Source organism: Clostridium sp. ZS2-4, from assembly GCF_026719745.1.
Taxonomy (GTDB): Bacteria; Bacillota; Clostridia; order Clostridiales; family Clostridiaceae; genus Clostridium_H.
Window position 1 is genome coordinate 1 of record NZ_JAPPRQ010000040.1, and the last position, 18,623, is coordinate 18,623.

The following is an 18,623-nucleotide window of genomic DNA, read 5'->3' on the forward strand; positions in this document are numbered from 1 at the left end:
ATATTAAAACTGCGTATGAAATATTGCAAAGAGTTAGTAAAAGTAAAGACGCAAGAATAGCATACGAAGCAAGACAAGCAGAAATTATGGATCAGTTGACAAGAGAGAAAACAGCAAGAGAAGAGGGTATAAAAGAAGGTGCTACTAGCAAGGCAATAGAAATAGCAAAAAATTTAGTTGGTATACTTGATGATGAAACAATAGCTACTAAAACGGGATTAGCTATTGATATAGTTAGAGGTTTAAAAAATTAATAAGAATTTAGGTATAGAAGTAGTAATAGTTATCTTTAGAGTCTATCATACAGTTCAAATTGAATTGTGGTGTTAGGCTTTTTTATTGAATAAACTGAAATATTAAAGGATAGGGATGAGAGTTCTAGGAATTTTTATTTTTAGATTATTTTATTCCAAAATTCTAACTGTTAACTTTGAAAAATTAAACGGATAGCAAGTGAGTTAAAATCAGAATTATTTTGTGATATAATGGAAGCGCGTAATATGCTTTATTTTGGCAGGCCAAATAAAGCATATTATAGATTAGAGGATAGTAGCACTTACAAAGCTTGTAAGAATTTAAAAAGATTTCACCAAGCAGGTGGGAATGATACAGACTATTTCTACTATGAAATAAAAAGAAGAGAAAAGTATGAAATTGGAGATAATATTCACTTTCCCATATGCACCACCAACAGGAAATGCAATGTACTCAATGCCTATAGAATAAAACATCTGAATATTTATTATTTCATTTTCCAATTTATCCAAGCTTATCTTTATGACATTGAGCTACGGGCTACCGCCCTAAAACATAAGTGCGAAAGTTGAGTAAATAATAATTCAATTGATTTAAGTTTAGTATTGAATAAACAGTTGTCATATCTAAAGAATGATGGATTTATCTATGTTATTTGTACCTGTATTTTTTATATACTAGAATACAATCCAAAGCTTTTAAGATCTTAAACTATGAATGCTTATTTGAATTGTTTAAAAGGTGTTTTTTATATTTTCCAACACAATTATTTATAAAAAATATATTCAAAATATAAGATTTTAGTAAAAGTAGAGCAACAAAATAAAATGTAATTAACAGAAATAGAACAGCAGGAATTGGAATCATAAAAATAACCAATTCCTGATAATTTTAAATTTTTATTATAGGTTTTGAATTAAATGAATAAAGATGATATAATATTTACCATGCTATAATATAAGTATTAAATTTGATATGAGTCATATCAAAATATTTTGTAAAAAGGAGTTTTGATTAATGCAAGAAATATATGAAACACAAGAAATTGAACAAGTAGAAGAATTACAGGAACCAAAAGAACTTGTTAAGCCTATTAAAAAGGTAATTTTCAAGAGTAACTCATTGGAGCAATTAGGTGTTGAAGTAAATTTAACTAAAGATAAAGAATATGAAGTGTTGAGTGTAAAAGTACCTGTACAATATGACATAAAACCAGCAGTTAATAACTCTACTTTATATTTAATTGAAGATGATAATGGTGAAAAACATTATTTTAGAGCAAACTTTTTCAAAAATAAAGAATATTAATTGATTAGTGAGTCTCGAGGAGACTCACTAATTTTTATGTGGAGTATATTTAAATAGTTATCCATATTTAGGGAATTTCATTAAAGACTTTAATAATATGTACGACTATAGATATGGAACATATTATTTTTACAAAATATAATACTACAAAAATAAAACAAAAATGAGGGAGTTTTATGATAGATTGGTATAACTATAGTTGGAATGATGTGGTTAGAGAACTTCAAAGTGACGTAAATAAAGGACTTAGTAAAAAAAATGCAGAAGAAAATAGGGAAAAATATGGTGGAAATAATACTCTTAATTTAGAAATAAAAAGTGGAGCTTTTTTATTTGTTAAACAAATCGTTAATATATATGCAATAATAGGGTTAGGAATTTGTTTTTTGTTATTTTTAAATAGAGAGGCTTTTTTGGCAAGCATTCTGGCAAGTATAATTTTCTTATGTATAATATTGCATACTGTTAAAGATTATAATAATGAAAAAAGTTTAAAGGAGTTAGAAAAAATAATTCCAAAGGAAGCTTTAGTAAAGAGAGAAGGTAAAGTGCAAAAAATTGATTGTGAGGAGCTTGTAATAGGAGATATTGTATATCTTGAAAGAGGAGACATAGTTCCAGCGGACTTGAGATTAATAAGTTGTGAAGGGTTAAATATAAAAGAGTCTGCTTTAACAGGAGACAACAGTATTATTGAAAAATATTCAACAAAAATTGAAGATAAAGAAATATCTTTAAGCGAAATGAAGAATATGGCCTTTAAATCTTCTTTTGTTATAGAAGGAATAGCTGTAGCAATAGTTACAGCTATTGGTGAAAATACTCAAATAGGGAAAATTACAAAAGGATTGATTAAGGGTAAACATGAAAGAAATGTACTAGAAGAAAATGTTTCAAGGATAATCAATATTTTGACAGGTGTTTTTTGTAGTCTTTCTTTTTTTATATTAATATACAACTTTTATAGAAAAACCAATGTTAAAGATATTGATTCTTTAATATCTAGCCTATATTTAATAATTGTTCCGTTACATATAATTTTCGTTATTGGAATAATTTCCTTGGTAGTGAAAAAGAAAATGAAGAATCATGGAGTTCAGTTTAAAGGATTATCTTCTATTCAAAGACTATCAAATACTAATATAATCTTTGTTGATAAAGTTGGTACATTGACAGAGGATAAAATGTGTGTAAGCAAATTATATACAAATGGTAGAATTTTAGAAGACAATTACGAGCAGAATGAGGAAAATAAAGATAACGTGGATAGAATATTAAATATAGGATTGGTTTGTAATGATGTTAAAAGAGATATTGATGGACAAGACTTAAAAGGGGATTTGACAGAAGTATCTTTGGCGAATTACGGTTTCAAAAAATCAGTAGATAAGAGAATAATAGATAAAGAACAACAAAGAGTTTTACAGATACCATATGATAGGGATAAGAGAATAAAAACTACAGTAAACAAGATAGAGGATAAATATAGAGCTAATGTCAAAGGAACAGTAGACAAGCTAATTGAAAGATGTACTCATATAATGAAAAATGGAATAGAGGTAGAAATAACTGATAAGGACATAAATGAAATACGAAATGCAGACTTGATCATGTCTAAGGAGTCTCTTTATGTTGAAGGGTTTGCTTATAGAAATTTTAACTATGAACCTAGCATTAATGAAAATATTGAGAGTAATTTAGTATTTGTCGGTTTAGTAGGATTCGAGAATCCTATTAAGGAGGATGCAATAAAGTATTTGAATTATTGTAAGTCACTAGCTATAAAACCTACACTAATTACAGAGGATAATAAGATTACTGCTGAGGCTTTTGGTAGAAAAATAGGAATTTTAAATAAAAATGATATAGTGTTATCCGGAGTTGAACTAGACCATATGGAGGAGAAGGAGTTTGAAAAATATGTTGAAAGAGTAAGCATATATTCAAAGATTTCTTCTAAAAATAAATGGAAAATCTCAAGTGTTTTTAAAAAGTTGGGATATAACTTAACTGTTACAGGAAATAAATTTACAGATTCTCCAAGTTTCAGAATTGCACATGTTGGGGTTGCAGCAGGGAAAAAATGTACAAATATTACCAAGAAATTAGGAGATATATATATAGAAGATAATGATTTCATGAAGCTTTTATCATTAATTGAAGAGAGTAGAAAATTAATGAAGGTTTTGAAGGATGAAGTAAGATTTGCGTTAACAGTTGCTATGGGAGAATTTATTTCATTGGTATTGCCAGTAATTTTAGGATATAAGCCAGCAATCAATCCTATAAAACTTATTTTTATGAATTTTATTACGGTTATATTAAGTTCCATATACATATATAGTCAGCACTATAATATCACAATAAATAATTATGAAAGAGAAAGTTTGGATAAGACCGTTTTTCGAAGCTTAACTTCTAGTATGATAATGTTTGGTAGTTTAACAGGAGTATTGACTACTTTGGCTTTAACTTTCGGAAATAAAAATAATCTTCTCTTAGGTTCAGCAAATGCATTTATTATTTTAAATTTAAGTCCAATAATATTCTCGCATTATTTTTTAGAAGTAAAAAAATGTTTTAAAAACAAGTTAACTATTTTACTATTTATAATAAATTTAATTATCAGCATGTTTTTATTAAGTATTAACTTTAATAAAAAAATAGTACTTTCAATAGTTAATAATTCAAGTAATCTTAGAATGATTATTATAATAATGGTTATACAGATTGCTTCAGTGATATTTATGAAGGAAATAGATAGAAATTAAATATTAATATATTAGTCTGTGATTAAACCTCCATATATTTGGTTAAATTAATATATGGAGGTGTATTTTTATGCTTGACAATATTTTTGAAACTATTATTGTTGGCAGTAATACTGAGTTTTTGGACATACCGGAAAAAGATTTTTTCTTAAAATATGAAAATTTAGACAAGAAGTCAGCTAAAGATTTAACAGATAGTTACTTTTCTATGATGAAAAAAGATGTAACATCACATATTAAAGATATAAAAATAGATAATTTAACCCATAGAGTAAATATAACAATAGAAGTACACAAAATTGAGAAAGAAATAGATAATTCTTTAGTGGATTAGAGTAAAAAAATGAAAAGACCATTAATATATTATGCAGTATCAGTGTTTATGGGATGTTTTTCTATAATGGTTTTAGGGTATAATATTATTTTTGGTGCAGCTTTAGCTGCATCATTTTTGGGTGTTATATTTTTTACTTTAGATAGAAAATCATTTATCGTTATATGTTCATTTTTTATTATGGGTTGTTTTAGTTTTTATATGTATTATAATACAAATTTAATGAATAAGGTAACTTTTAGAATAAGTGAGAAAGAAAACAAGTATTGTATGGCTAACTTTAAAGGAAGAAAGATATATATTATTGGCAATATAAATGGAGTAGAAAAAGGAGAAAAAATAGAAGCCTTTGGTGAGTTTAATAAAAATATAAATTATTCTAATGGAAGCATTGGATGTTATAAAGTAGAGTATTATATAAAAAAGAAGAAAGATATTATATTTCAATTGTATCAACTTAAAGAGAAGCTATTTAAAAAATATTCAAAAGAACTTGGAAAAGAAAAAGCTGCTTTAATCATGGGAACATGCTATGGGGAAAGCAAATATTTATCGCTAGATCAAAAAGAAAAATTTAAGACTTTGGGTATAACTCATATAATTAGTGTTTCTGGTTTTCATATGGCATTAGTATATAAGCTTTTAGAAAGAGTTTTAGGAATGAATTTAAGCTTGGCACTATCCTTTATATATTTAATATTCACAGGGGGAAAGGCAGCGACTATAAGAGCTTATATAATGATAGTGATTTTAAAATTATCAAAAATTGTTTATAGGAAGTATGATAGTCTTTCGGCTATTGCTTTAGCAGGTCTTGTACTATTGCTGATCAGACCATATTATATTACAGACATAGGGTTTATGTTATCATTTTTAGCTACACTTGGAATAATACTGTATAATAAGAAAATCCAGAGATGTTTATATAGACTGCCACAAAAACTTAATGAGAGCTTAAGCATAACTTTAAGTGCACAGATTTTTTCAATGCCTTATGCTATGTGTTCTCTAAACAATATAAGTTTATTTTTCATACCAGCAAATTTAATTTTAATTCCTTTATACTCGCTCCTTATACTCTTTGGAAATTTAGAACTGTTGACTTTTAAAATTAATGTAGTATCAAGGTTTATAATGTCTATGTTGTATTCCATAACTACAGCAATAGAAGGTGCAAATCATATTTTGCTAAGATTATGTCCACCAATAATCGAATATAATTATTTTTATGGCGTTGCTTTAATGAGCATATTTGCAAGCTATTTGTTTTATAAGCATGGATATACTGAATTGAAGTATTTCCCAGCAGTGCTGGCATATTTTATTATCCTCTACAACATGATATAATTATTATGCTATAAGAGTGATTTAGAAAATGGGGGACTAAAATTGATTGACTTTTTACAATTAGAAAATAAGCTGAAAAATAATGAGATTAGTAATTGTTATATTTTTTGTGGAAGTGATGAGCAAAGTATAAAAAATAATATTAAGATAATATTAGATAAAACTGTAAGCAAAGATTTTTTAGATTTAAATTATGTTCAATTAGATGGGCTTACTGTTGATATTAACAATATTATCAATGCTTGTGAAACACTGCCTTTTATGTGTGAAAAAAAAGTAGTTGCTATTTATAGAGCAGATTTTCTTAGAGATAAGTGTGATAAAACTATGGAAAAAGTATATAAAGATGCATCAGAGTACATAAAGAATTTGCCCAAAGAATGTATTTTAATTATGTATTATATTTTTGAAAATGATAGAGAAAAAGAGAGTAACAAGCTAAAAAAACTAGACAAACTAGCTACAGTTGTAAAGTTTTCAAAGCTAAAAGGTGCAGTGCTGCAAAAAAAAGTTAAAACTATTTTTGATAGGAAAAACAAAAAAATAGAGAAAGCGGATCTTGTGTTGTTCTGCAGTAATGTAGAAAACAATATGGATATAATAGAAAATGAAGTTGAAAAGTTGTGCTGCTATACATTAGATAGAGAAATTACATCAAACGATATTGGGGATATTATAAGTCTTAAAAACGATAATGACATATTTAATTTAGTGGATTATTTATCTCAAAGAAAGCCGCAAAAGTCTTTAGATATTTTAAATGAGTTAATATTTAAAGGAGAGTCTATAACTGGTATTCTAAGAATGATAGAAAGGCAATTTAAATTGATTTTTGAGATAAAGCTTGGAGTGGAAAGTGGAAATACAAAGGAAACATTAGCTAGAGAATTGAGAATTCATCCATTTATTTGCGAAAAAATGATGATTCAAAGTAAAAAGTTTACTTTGGAACAAATTCAAAAGAGTATAGAGTTATGTTTAGAGACTGAAAAGACTTTAAAAAGCAGTTCCGTAGATTCAAAAACAGAAATGGAACTTCTTATTATAAATACAGCAATGGCATAAAATAATATATAATAAAATAAACCGGTGAGTTTCACCGGCTTTTTTATTAAGCGCTTAATCCGTTTAATTTTGAAGCTAATCTTGATTTTTTTCTTGCAGCTTGATTTTTATGTATTACTCCTTTTGAAGCAGCCATATCTAAAGATTTAACGCAAGCTGTGAAAGCAGAATTAGCTTCTGCCCCCTCGTTGTTAGCAACAGCTATTTCAAATTTCTTTATAGTTGTTTTTAATGCTGATTTAATCATTTTATTTCTAAGAGTCTTAACTTTTATAACTTTAACTCTTTTCTTAGCTGATTTAATATTTGCCATTTCTTTTTCACCCCCTTATGAATTTAGTAGGGTTAAGCAGCTTTGGGGAATTCGTAATTGAATTGCCTTACTCAACAAATGATATTATAGCATTATTTGTTAAGTACTTCAAGTACAAATTTTTAAAATTATAATACCATATAAACATATACTTAGATAAAGATTTAACAGGCCTTTATAGTGAAGGGTATTTGGGGTACAGTAAGAAAAAATACTAAAGAATTTATCTAATACACCAAATATACATACTAAAAGCTATTTGATAAGAGAGTTTATGAATTATTAATGGGAAATAGGAGAAAATATTAATATAAGTTAAATAAGAAAGGAAGTGTACATATGGTTAGTGTAAGAACGGATTTAGCTGTTGAAGCAAAAGAGATTTATGAACAGAAGAGTAAGGGGAAAATTTCAGGTGTTGAAATAAATGATTATACACAAAGTGGAATGAGAGTTACAGATGTAAGGATAATCAATGAAGTAGGAGAAAAAAATATGGGTAAACCTGTTGGCAGGTATATAACTATTGATATTCCAGAGTTTGTTCAGTATGATAAGGATATTATGGAGGATGTGAGTAAAGTTCTTGCAAAAACACTATCAGATATGATAGGTATTGACAAAAGCATGACAACATTGGTTGTAGGACTTGGAAACTGGAATGTAACCCCAGATGCGTTAGGTCCTAAGGTAATATCGAGAATGATGGTTACAAGACATTTGAAAGAATTGATTCCAGATAGTATAGATGAAAATATAAGACCAGTGTGCGCTATGTCTCCAGGAGTTTTGGGACTTACAGGTATTGAAACAGGTGAGATAATTAAATCAGTTGCAGATAAAATTAAGCCTGATTTGATAATATGCATAGATGCCTTAGCTTCAAGAAAGACGGAAAGAGTAAACAGAACTATTCAAATTGGTGATAGTGGGATATCTCCAGGATCAGGCATAGGTAATAAAAGAATGGAAATCAGCAAGAGAACTTTAGGAATACCAGTTATTGCTGTAGGTGTACCTACTGTAGTTCATGCTGCAACTTTAGCTAATGATACTATTGATTTGGCACTTGATGAGATGATAAAGCAATCAACTGAGGGAAGTACATTTTATAATATGCTAAAATCACTTGATAAAGGAGAAAAAGAGAGACTTATTAACGAAATATTGCATCCTTATGTTGGAGATTTAGTTGTTACGCCAAAAGAAGTAGATGTGGTCATTGACTCAATATCTAAGGTAATTGCAAATGGTATAAATATAGCACTTCAGCCTGCTCTGGATTTAGATGATATAAACAAATATGTAAATTAGGAATATTTTAAAAATGACTCCTCATATAATAGAGTAAACAAGGGAGGGGTCGTGATGAACGGTAAGAGAAGTGGTATGGATAGTGATAAATTTACTTTACTAGTAAGTGTTTTAATATTTTTAATAAGTATTCTTTTGGCTGTGGCTTTATTTGGTGGAGTAAAAAAGATTATGATGAAAAACACCGGAAGAGAAATTAATTTTTACTCAAGTATCATAGATTGTACAGCTCCAGTATTGCAATCCAATCTTTCACAAGAAGAGGAAAGCGGAAGGCAAGAATTTTTTACAAGTAATATTTTAAATATGTTAGGTATTAACAGTAAAAAATCCTTATCAATTGTAGGAAAGGAAATGTCTTATTTAAAAGCAGATGAGAACTATCAAATTGCTTTAAATAGTGAAAGTGATGATGGAAGCAATTTTAGTGTGATAAAAAGAGACCCTGAAAATGTTTTAGATAAATTTACTTTGAGTGAAGATCAGGTTTTTGAAGAGGCGACTCAAGCTATTAGTAATTCTAATATTAAAACTTCTCCAGCATATAACCCAAAGTTAAAAAAGAAGTTATCGGCTAAACCAGAAGTCCTTATTTATCATACACATACCTGTGAAAGCTATAAGCCGAATGGAATTAATACTATGAATAAGACTCAAAATGTATGTGCAGTTGGAGAAGAATTAAAAAAAGAATTACAAGAAAAATATGGTATATCGGTAATTCATGATACAACTGTACATGATGCAGCAGCTTATGCACAAAGCTATGATAGGTCTGAAGTAACATTAAATAAATATATGAAGGAGTATGGAAACTTCAAGCTTATAATTGATTTGCATAGAGATTCAGTGGAAAATAAAAAAGCAGTTACTACAAGGATAAATGATGAGGATATGGCGAGATTTATGTTCGTAATGGCTAAAAAAAACCCTCATTTTGACAAGAATATGAAAATAGTTAATAATATGATAAAGGTATCAGAAAAATTATATCCTGGTTTCTCAAAAGGAATATTTTATTATAATTATGGAAGAAAATTTTTTAATCAAGCTGTTAGTGATAATGCTGTTTTAATAGAAGTTGGTTCTCATATAAATACAGTTAATGAAGCCAAAGCTTCATCCAAATATTTAGCTAGAATAATTGCTGAGTGTTTAAATGGGAATAATTGAATAAAAAATATAAAAAAGTACATCCTTATAAAAAGGAGGTGCTTTTTTATGGAAAAATCTAAAAAAATTTTAACGGGTATGATTACTCTCTTTGTATTGGCATATGGTCTTTTTTCAGTAAATATTAATCTGAATAGACAAATATATGCTAGTGTGGTTGGAGAAACATCTTCTACAAATAATAAAAAAGTATGGAATTTAGACCGGATGCAGCAGGTACTAGATAATCCATGTAAATATAAGATAAAAGATATAAACAATAAGGAAGATGCAAGTTGTGTTCCTAAGATTAGAGTATTATTTAATGCAAATCCTTTTGATTTTAGAATAGATATGAATAATTATTTATTTTTTATTAATAATGAAGCTATTCCTAAAGTCCAAACAAAAGAATTTTTTTACAATTTAAAGAAAGAGACATTAGGATTAAGAGAACTAATAAAAGATAAGCTTGGAATAATATATAATATGGGTTAAAATATAGTTTTTATTGACATATATACAGAGATATATGCTATAATTTATTTTGATTTATGCCATAGCTTAATGCCACTAAGAATCCGTCTTCTACAAGTATGAGAAGTGACAATAAGTTCATGGATAAGGTTAACTAACCTTCAGTGTGAGTACAAACTCCTCTTGAAGATAAGTTTAAATTGATTATGCACAAATTGGGGGTAAAAAAACAAATGCAGAATGATAGAAAAAAGCATATTAGAAATTTTTCCATTGTAGCACATATCGATCATGGTAAGTCTACACTGGCAGATAGATTATTAGAAGTTACAGGTACATTAACAAAAAGAGAGATGGAAAATCAGGTTTTAGACAATATGGAACTTGAAAAAGAGCGAGGAATTACTATAAAGTCTCAAGCTGCAAGATTAGTTTATAAAAGAGATAATGGAGAAGAATATGTACTGAATTTAATTGATACTCCAGGACATGTCGATTTTAACTATGAAGTTTCACGAAGTTTAGCAGCCTGTGAAGGTGCAATTCTAGTAGTCGATGCAACACAGGGTATACAAGCACAGACATTGGCTAATTGTTATCTTGCGTTAGATAACAATTTAGAAATAGTTCCAATTATAAATAAAATTGATTTGCCAAGTGCAAGGCCAGAAGAAATAAAACAGGAAATAGAGGATGTTATAGGCATAGAGGCACATGATGCTCCTTTAGTTTCTGCCAAAACAGGTCTTAATATTGAGGATGTGTTAGAAGCTATAGTTGAGAAAGTGCCAGCACCAGGAGGCGATGAAGAAGCACCTTTAAAGGCATTAATATTTGACTCATATTATGATAGCTACAAAGGCGTAGTATCCTATGTAAGAATTAAAGAAGGAACAGTATGCCAAGGAACTAAAATTAAATTTATGGCAAGTAATAAGGAGTATGAAGTAACAGAGGTTGGAATTTTTGCTCCAGGTTTTGTATCCATGAAAGAGCTTAAAGCAGGCGATGTTGGATATATAACAGCTTCTATAAAAAATGTTAGGGATGCAGCAGTTGGAGATACTATAACGGAAGCACTAAGACCAGCAGATGGACCTTTAGAAGGATATAGACCAGCAATCCCAATGGTGTACAGTGGTATTTATCCTGTAGATGGGGCTAAATATGACGAATTGAAGGAAGCACTTGAAAAATTAAAAATAAATGATGCTGCTTTGTCATTTGAGCCAGAAACATCGATAGCTTTAGGGTTTGGATTCAGATGTGGATTTTTAGGGCTTTTACATATGGAGATTATTCAAGAAAGAATTGAAAGGGAGTTTAATCTTGATATCATTACTACAGCTCCATCTGTTATATATAAGATATTTAGAAATAATGGTGAAATGATGGATATTACAAATCCAACAAATATGCCAGACCCAACAGAAATAGAGCATATGGAGGAGCCGGTTGTAAAGGCCTCAATAATTACTCCATCTGATTACGTTGGTGCAGTTATGGATCTTTGTCAAACTAGACGTGGTACTTTTATTGATATGGAATATATAGAAACTACCAGAGTAGTTCTGAATTACTATATACCTTTAAATGAAATAATATATGATTTCTTTGATACTTTAAAATCTAAGACAAGAGGTTATGCATCTTTAGATTATGAACTTCATGGATATCAGAGTACTAAGCTTGTTAAACTTGATATGCTTTTGAATGGAGATGTTGTTGATGCATTATCAATGATTGTACCTGAAGAAAAAGCTTATCAAAAAGGAAGAGCTATAGCTGAAAAACTAAAAGAGGTTATTCCGAGGCAGATGTTTGAAATTCCAATTCAAGCAGCTGTTGGAGCTAAAATCATTGCAAGAGAAACTGTAAAAGCTATGAGAAAAGACGTTCTTGCAAAGTGTTATGGTGGAGATATTTCAAGAAAGAGAAAGCTTCTTGAAAAACAAAAGGAAGGTAAAAAGAGAATGCGTCAAGTGGGCAGCGTAGAAGTGCCGCAGGAAGCATTTATGTCAATATTAAAGGTTGATTAATCTTCGAACTGAGAAGAAGGGAGATGGGTAATATGAATAAGGGTATTTCGCTATATATACACATTCCATTCTGCAGACAAAAGTGTTTGTATTGTGACTTCCCATCTTACTGCGGTAAGGAAAATAAAATGCTTAGTTATTCAAATTCCCTTTCTAAAGAGATAGATAATATAAAAGATAGAAGAATTAACACAATATTTATAGGTGGGGGTACTCCCACCTATTTATCTTTAGAGGGATGGAATATTATAAAGAAAAGCATAGAAAAATTGAATAAAAGTGAAGATTTGGAGTTTACAGTAGAAGGTAATCCAGGTACGTTTAGTGAAGAAAAATTAAAGTTGTTCAAGGAAATGGGAGTAAATAGATTAAGTATAGGGTTACAAGCATGGCAGGATAAACACCTTAAAAGATTAGGAAGAATACACTCATCTGAGGAATTTGTAAAAAGCTTTTTCATGGCAAGAAAATTAGGGTTTGATAATATTAATATAGATTTAATGTTTGGACTTCCAAGTCAAACTTTAGAGGAATGGAAAGAAACTTTAGAAAAAATAACAGAACTAGATCCGGAACATTTATCATGTTATAGCTTAATAGTAGAAGAGGGAACAAAATTCTATGATATGTATAAACAAAACAAATTAAAGTTGCCAGATGAAGACGTAGAGAGAAAAATGTATATGCATACTTTGGAATATTTAAGGGAAAAAGAATACTATCAATATGAAATATCAAATTTTTCAAAAGAAAATAGAGAATGCAGACATAATTTAGTCTACTGGAATTTAGAAGAGTATATAGGGCTTGGAGCAGCGGCTCATTCCTATGTAGGTGGCTTCAGATATAGCAATGTTGCAGAAATTGACCAATACATAACTATGATGGATAATACTAATTCTGCAGTTATAGAAAAGAAAAAAAATCTTATAAAAGATGATATGGAAGAATTTATGTTTATGGGATTGAGAAAAATAAGGGGTATATCTACAGAAAAATTTAACAAAAAGTTCAAAATTTCTATATATGAAGTATATGGTGAAATAATTGAAAAGTATAAAAAGAAAAATTTATTAATGGAAGCAGAAGGACAATTACTTTTAACTTCAAAAGGAATTGAAATATCAAATGCTATAATGAGTGATTTTATGCTGGATGGATAAAACACAAGTAAAAACATGAAGAAAATAGAGAATTTCAAAGAAAAATATAACTATTTCTAGATAATTAAACAAAATAAATAAATTATGCAAATAACGCAAAGTTGACAAAAAAATACTAGAGTGATAATTTAGAAACGTAGTCATTAGCACTCAATGACCTTGAGTGCTAATAAAAGAGGTGATTCAGTAAAAATGAATTTTAACATGGATGAAAGAAAAATTAAAATACTTGAGGCTATTATCTGTGATTACATCTATACTGGAGAGCCTGTAGGATCAAGGACAATTGCTAAAAAGTATGATTTAGGTATCAGTTCAGCAACTATAAGAAATGAAATGTCAGATTTGGAGGAAATGGGATTTATTGAACAGCTGCACACTTCTTCAGGGAGAAAACCTTCGGATAAAGGCTATAGATTGTATGTTGACAAACTTATTCAATTACAAAGGCTAACTCCAGAAGAAGAACTTAAAATAAAAGCAGAACTTATAAATCAAGCCTTATATGAGATAGACAAAATAGTAAAAAAAGCAACACTACTGCTTTCAGAACTTACTAAGCTTACGTGTGTAGTTAAAACACCATCTGTAAGAACTAGTTCCATTAGATTGATTCAACTAATGAATATAGATAAGAATAATATTCTTGCGGTAATAATTACCCAAGATGGCATGATAAGCAACAAAGTTATAAGAGTTAATCAAAATATTGATAGCTCCTCGCTTCAAAAGCTTTCTAATGTTTTGAATGCTAAACTTGTTAATTTGACAATTCAAGATATCAATTTAAAAGTAATAAATGATTTAAAAAATGAACTAAAAGGTTATGAAAGCATTTTTGATGGAATTATTTCTGCACTTTATGAAGCTTTAAGCAAAGCTGATGACAGTGAAATTTATTGTGAAGGTACAGCGAATATATTTAACTATGCAGAATATAATGATGTGGAAAAGGCAAAACAGTTCTTGGGTTTATTGGATAATAAGAAAGCCATTGGACAATTATTTAATAACAAATTACCTGTGATTAATAATGATAATAATATGATTTCAATAAAAATAGGTAAAGAAAATTTTATTGAAGATGCTAAAAATTGCAGTATAGTATCTGCAGTTTACAGTTTAGGAGGAAAGCCAGTAGGTACTATAGGCGTTATAGGGCCTACAAGAATGCAATATTCTAAGGTTATTTCTGTGCTTACTCAATTTGTGAAATCACTAAATGATAGCATAGGGCAAATATATACTGATGACTGATAGAGGTGAGTTGATGGAAAACATGGAAAATAATAATGAAACGTTAGAAAAAATTTTAAAAGATGAAGTAGAATTTAATAGCAATGAAGAAATGAAAGATGAAAAAGTTAGTGAACAAACAGAGGAAGAAGATAAAGCAAATAAGCTTAATGAAGAAAATGATGAGTTGAAAAGTAAGAACAAAGCATTAAGCGATGAAAATAAAAAACTTGAGAATGAGTTAAGTGCTTTAAAAGATAGATTTTTAAGAATGAATGCAGAATATGAAAATTTTAGAAAAAGAACAGAAAAAGAAAAGAAAGCTATTTATACTGACGCCTGTGAAGATGTACTTAAAAACATGTTTCCAGTATTAGACAATTTAGAAAGAGCTATTAAGGCAGAAGGAAATGCAGAGGATCTTAAAAAAGGGATTGAAGCTGTAATTAAGCAATTTATGGATTCATTAGGAAAACTTGATGTTGAAGAAATTACTGATGAAAGTAACTTTGATCCAAATTATCATAATGCTATAATGCATGTAGAGGATGAAAATTTTGGAGATAATGAAATTGTAGAAGTTTTCCAAAAAGGGTTTAAAAGAGGAGATAAAGTTTTAAGATATAGTTTAGTTAAGGTAGCCAACTAACTTAATACCAATAACTAAAATTGTAAATTACTTATAATATAGGAGGTAAACAAAATGGGAAAAATTATAGGAATAGACTTAGGAACAACTAACTCTTGTGTAGCAGTTATGGAAGGTGGAAATCCAACTGTTATAGCAAATGCGGAAGGTGCTAGAACTACACCGTCAGTAGTAGCATTTAAAGGTGATGGAGAAAGACTTGTTGGTCAAGTTGCCAAAAGACAAGCAATTACAAATCCAGATAAGACTATAATTTCTATAAAAAGACATATGGGAACTGAGTATAGAGTAGATGTAGAAGGAAAGAAATACTCACCAGAAGAAATATCAGCAATGATACTTCAAAAATTAAAAGCTGATGCAGAAGCTTATTTAGGTGAAACTGTAACAGAAGCAGTTATAACAGTTCCAGCATATTTTAATGACAGCGAAAGACAAGCGACTAAAAATGCTGGTAAAATAGCAGGACTTGATGTAAAAAGAATCATAAATGAACCAACAGCTGCTTCACTTGCTTATGGACTTGACAAAATGGATACTACTCAAAAGATTTTTGTATATGATTTAGGTGGTGGTACTTTCGACGTATCTATCTTAGAACTTGGAGATGGAGTATTTGAAGTTAAAGCTACAAACGGAAACACTTCTTTAGGTGGAGATGATTTTGACCAAAAAGTAATGGATTATATAGCTGAAACTTTTAAAGCTGAAAATGGAATAGATTTAAGAAAGGATAAGATGGCGCTTCAAAGATTAAAAGAAGCATCAGAAAAAGCTAAAATAGAATTATCATCATCAACAACAACTAATATTAACTTACCATTTATAACGGCTGATGCAACTGGTCCAAAACATATTGATATGAACTTGACAAGAGCTAAATTTGATGAATTAACTCATGATTTGGTAGAAGCTACAATAGAACCAATGAGAAAAGCATTAAGTGATGCAGATATGTCAATAAATGAAATTGATAAAATTGTATTAGTTGGTGGTTCAACAAGAATTCCAGCAGTTCAGGAAGCTGTTAAGAAATTCACAGGACAAGAACCAACTAAGGGTGTTAATCCAGATGAATGTGTTGCTATGGGTGCAGCAATTCAAGCAGGAGTATTAACTGGAGAAGTTAAAGATATATTACTTTTAGATGTAACTCCATTAACACTTGGAATAGAAACAATGGGCGGAGTAGCTACTCCATTAATAGAAAGAAATACAACAATACCGGCAAGAAAGAGTCAAATATTCTCAACAGCTGCAGATAATCAAACTTCAGTTGAAATTCACATAGTTCAAGGTGAAAGAAAAATGGCTACTGGAAATAAGACACTTGGAAGATTCCAATTAACTGATATACCACCAGCACCAAGAGGAATACCTCAAATTGAAGTAACTTTTGATATAGATGCTAATGGTATATTAAATGTCTCAGCAAAAGACAAGGGAACAGGCAAAGAAGCTAATATTACAATTACAGCTTCTACTAACCTAAGCGATGAAGAAATAGATAAGGCTGTTAAAGAAGCAGAAAAATTTGCATCAGAAGATGAAGAAAGAAAAGAAGCTATAGATGCTAAGAATAATGCTGATTCTGTTGCTTATCAAACAGAAAAAACATTAAAAGATCTTGGAGATAAAGTTTCACCAGAAGATAAAAAATCTATTGAAGATAAATTAGAAGAACTAAAGAAAGTAAAAGATGGGGAAGATATAGAGGCTATAAAAAAAGCTACTGAAGAATTAACTCAAGCATTCTATGCTGTATCTTCAAAGTTATATCAACAAGAAGGAGCGCAAGCAGGAGCAGACATGGGAAATATGGGTGGAACTGATGCACATGGACAAAAAGCAGCTGATGATAATGTAGTAGATGCTGATTTCAAGGTTGAAGATGATAAATAATTTGTATATAATAAAATAGTTGTACCATATAAGGGATGGGGAATTACCCTTCCCTTAATTTTCGTAATCAAAGATAAGTTGTATTTTTCTGAAAGAATAAACATTAGGCGGTGAAAAAACAGGGATGGCAAATAAAGACTACTATGATATTCTAGGAATATCGAAAGGTGCTAGTGATGATGAAATAAAAAAAGCATATAGAAAACTTGCAATGAAATACCATCCAGACAGAAATCCAGACAATAAAGAGGCAGAAGATAAATTTAAGGATATAAATGAAGCTTATCAAGTATTATCAGATCCTCAAAAGAAATCACAATATGACCAATTTGGTACTACTGATTTCAATGGTGGATTTGGTGGTGCAGGTGGTTTTGATTTCTCAGGTATGGGTGGATTTGAAGATATTTTTGATTCATTTTTTGGTGGTGGATTTTCATCTAGAAAAAGAAGAAATGGACCTGAAAGAGGAGATGATCTAGAATATACTCTAAATTTAACCTTTGAAGAGGCTGTTTTTGGAATGGAGAAAGAGATATCCATTTCCAAGAATGAAAATTGTGATATTTGTAATGGAACTGGTTCAAAGCCAGGTTCTAATACAAAAACCTGTGATAAGTGTGGTGGTACAGGTCAAGTAAAATATCAAAGAAACACTCCCCTTGGAAGTTTTGTAAGTACTGCTACTTGTGATAAATGTAATGGAACAGGTAAAGTTATAACTGACCCATGTTCACATTGTCATGGAAAGGGTACTGTTAGGAAAAATAAAAAAGTAAAAATAAAAATACCGGCAGGAGTAGATACAGGAAATGTATTACCTCTTAGAGGACAGGGGGAACCAGGAAAAAATGGAGGTCCCTCAGGAGATTTGTATATTAATATCAGGGTTTCACCACATAAATTATTTAATAGAAAAGGCTTTGACATATATATAGAAGAGCATATTAGCTTTGGAAAAGCATCTTTGGGAACGGAACTTAAGGTTCCTACAATAGATGGAGATGTTAAATACAAAGTTCCATCAGGAACTCAATCTGGAACTGTTTTCAGACTAAAGGGTAAAGGAGTTCCAAGAGTCAATGGACATGGCAGAGGAGACCAGTACGTTAAGATTATAGTAGATATACCAAAAGCTCTAAATGAAAAGCAAAAAGAAGCTTTATTAGCATTTATGGAAGCTAGTGGTGAGAAAATAGATGATACTCATAAAAAATCTTTTGTAGATAAAATAAAGGATACTTTTAAGTAAAAACTTGTTTCTCTCTTTAGTGGGAGAAACAAGTTTTTTAAAGTTT

Annotated in this window: 15 protein-coding genes and 1 pseudogene; 15 read left to right on the forward strand and 1 reads right to left on the reverse strand. The window is 29.6% G+C overall.

The genetic code is table 11. The features are described 5' to 3' along the window. The 6 genes and pseudogenes from OIO11_RS06360 to holA form a co-directional block, all read left to right on the forward strand. A pseudogene (locus OIO11_RS06360) lies at positions 1 to 254 on the forward strand (Rpn family recombination-promoting nuclease/putative transposase); the annotation flags it as partial. Positions 255 to 1,272: 1,018 nt separating this feature from the next. Then, positions 1,273 to 1,563, forward strand: a complete 291-nt coding sequence (locus tag OIO11_RS06365; RefSeq protein WP_268070604.1) for a hypothetical protein — start codon at positions 1,273 to 1,275, stop codon at positions 1,561 to 1,563. Between the two features lie 176 nt (positions 1,564 to 1,739). Further along, on the forward strand, positions 1,740 to 4,334 hold the full coding sequence (locus tag OIO11_RS06370) for a cation-translocating P-type ATPase (protein ID WP_268070605.1): 2,595 nt from the start codon (positions 1,740 to 1,742) through the stop codon (positions 4,332 to 4,334). Between the two features lie 70 nt (positions 4,335 to 4,404). Continuing rightward, on the forward strand, positions 4,405 to 4,668 hold the full coding sequence (locus OIO11_RS06375; protein ID WP_268070606.1) for a hypothetical protein: 264 nt from the start codon (positions 4,405 to 4,407) through the stop codon (positions 4,666 to 4,668). A gap of 9 nt (positions 4,669 to 4,677) precedes the next feature. Beyond that, the gene (locus OIO11_RS06380; RefSeq protein ID WP_268070607.1) at positions 4,678 to 6,015 is read left to right on the forward strand and encodes a ComEC/Rec2 family competence protein; all 1,338 of its coding nucleotides are present in this window, start codon (positions 4,678 to 4,680) and stop codon (positions 6,013 to 6,015) included. A 42-nt stretch (positions 6,016 to 6,057) separates the two neighbouring features. Next, positions 6,058 to 7,080: a DNA polymerase III subunit delta gene (gene holA / locus OIO11_RS06385; protein WP_268070608.1), complete on the forward strand. Its 1,023-nt coding sequence runs from the start codon at positions 6,058 to 6,060 to the stop codon at positions 7,078 to 7,080. Positions 7,081 to 7,126: 46 nt separating this feature from the next. Here holA and rpsT read toward each other — a convergent pair whose 3' ends face one another. Continuing rightward, on the reverse strand, positions 7,127 to 7,393 hold the full coding sequence (gene rpsT, locus OIO11_RS06390) for a 30S ribosomal protein S20 (RefSeq protein WP_268070609.1): 267 nt from the start codon (positions 7,391 to 7,393) through the stop codon (positions 7,127 to 7,129). Between the two features lie 339 nt (positions 7,394 to 7,732). On the opposite strand from rpsT, the gene gpr reads away from it, so the two are divergent. The 9 genes from gpr (at position 7,733) to dnaJ (ending at position 18,577) form a co-directional block, all read left to right on the forward strand. Then, a complete protein-coding gene (gene gpr / locus OIO11_RS06395) occupies positions 7,733 to 8,707 on the forward strand; it encodes a GPR endopeptidase (RefSeq protein ID WP_268070610.1) in 975 nt (324 codons plus the stop codon). A gap of 54 nt (positions 8,708 to 8,761) precedes the next feature. Then, on the forward strand, positions 8,762 to 9,880 hold the full coding sequence (locus OIO11_RS06400) for a stage II sporulation protein P (protein WP_268070611.1): 1,119 nt from the start codon (positions 8,762 to 8,764) through the stop codon (positions 9,878 to 9,880). A gap of 48 nt (positions 9,881 to 9,928) precedes the next feature. Further along, complete coding sequence (locus OIO11_RS06405; RefSeq protein WP_268070612.1) at positions 9,929 to 10,357, forward strand: hypothetical protein; 429 nt, start codon at positions 9,929 to 9,931, stop codon at positions 10,355 to 10,357. A 212-nt stretch (positions 10,358 to 10,569) separates the two neighbouring features. Further along, positions 10,570 to 12,375: a translation elongation factor 4 gene (gene lepA, locus OIO11_RS06410; protein WP_268070613.1), complete on the forward strand. Its 1,806-nt coding sequence runs from the start codon at positions 10,570 to 10,572 to the stop codon at positions 12,373 to 12,375. Positions 12,376 to 12,407: 32 nt separating this feature from the next. Then, positions 12,408 to 13,538 carry a radical SAM family heme chaperone HemW gene (gene hemW, locus OIO11_RS06415; protein WP_268070614.1) on the forward strand — a complete coding sequence of 377 codons (1,131 nt, stop codon included), beginning with the start codon at positions 12,408 to 12,410 and terminating at the stop codon, positions 13,536 to 13,538. Positions 13,539 to 13,742: 204 nt separating this feature from the next. Further along, the gene (gene hrcA, locus OIO11_RS06420; protein WP_268070640.1) at positions 13,743 to 14,795 is read left to right on the forward strand and encodes a heat-inducible transcriptional repressor HrcA; all 1,053 of its coding nucleotides are present in this window, start codon (positions 13,743 to 13,745) and stop codon (positions 14,793 to 14,795) included. Beyond that, entirely contained in the window at positions 14,788 to 15,423 is a 636-nt protein-coding gene (grpE, locus tag OIO11_RS06425) for a nucleotide exchange factor GrpE (protein WP_442781244.1), read from the forward strand. Before hrcA ends, grpE begins: the two co-directional genes overlap by 8 nt. 54 nt (positions 15,424 to 15,477) lie before the next feature. Continuing rightward, a complete protein-coding gene (gene dnaK, locus OIO11_RS06430) occupies positions 15,478 to 17,325 on the forward strand; it encodes a molecular chaperone DnaK (protein ID WP_268070615.1) in 1,848 nt (615 codons plus the stop codon). Positions 17,326 to 17,449: 124 nt separating this feature from the next. Next, the gene (gene dnaJ / locus OIO11_RS06435; RefSeq protein WP_268070616.1) at positions 17,450 to 18,577 is read left to right on the forward strand and encodes a molecular chaperone DnaJ; all 1,128 of its coding nucleotides are present in this window, start codon (positions 17,450 to 17,452) and stop codon (positions 18,575 to 18,577) included. The last annotated feature ends 46 nt before the right edge of the window (positions 18,578 to 18,623 follow it).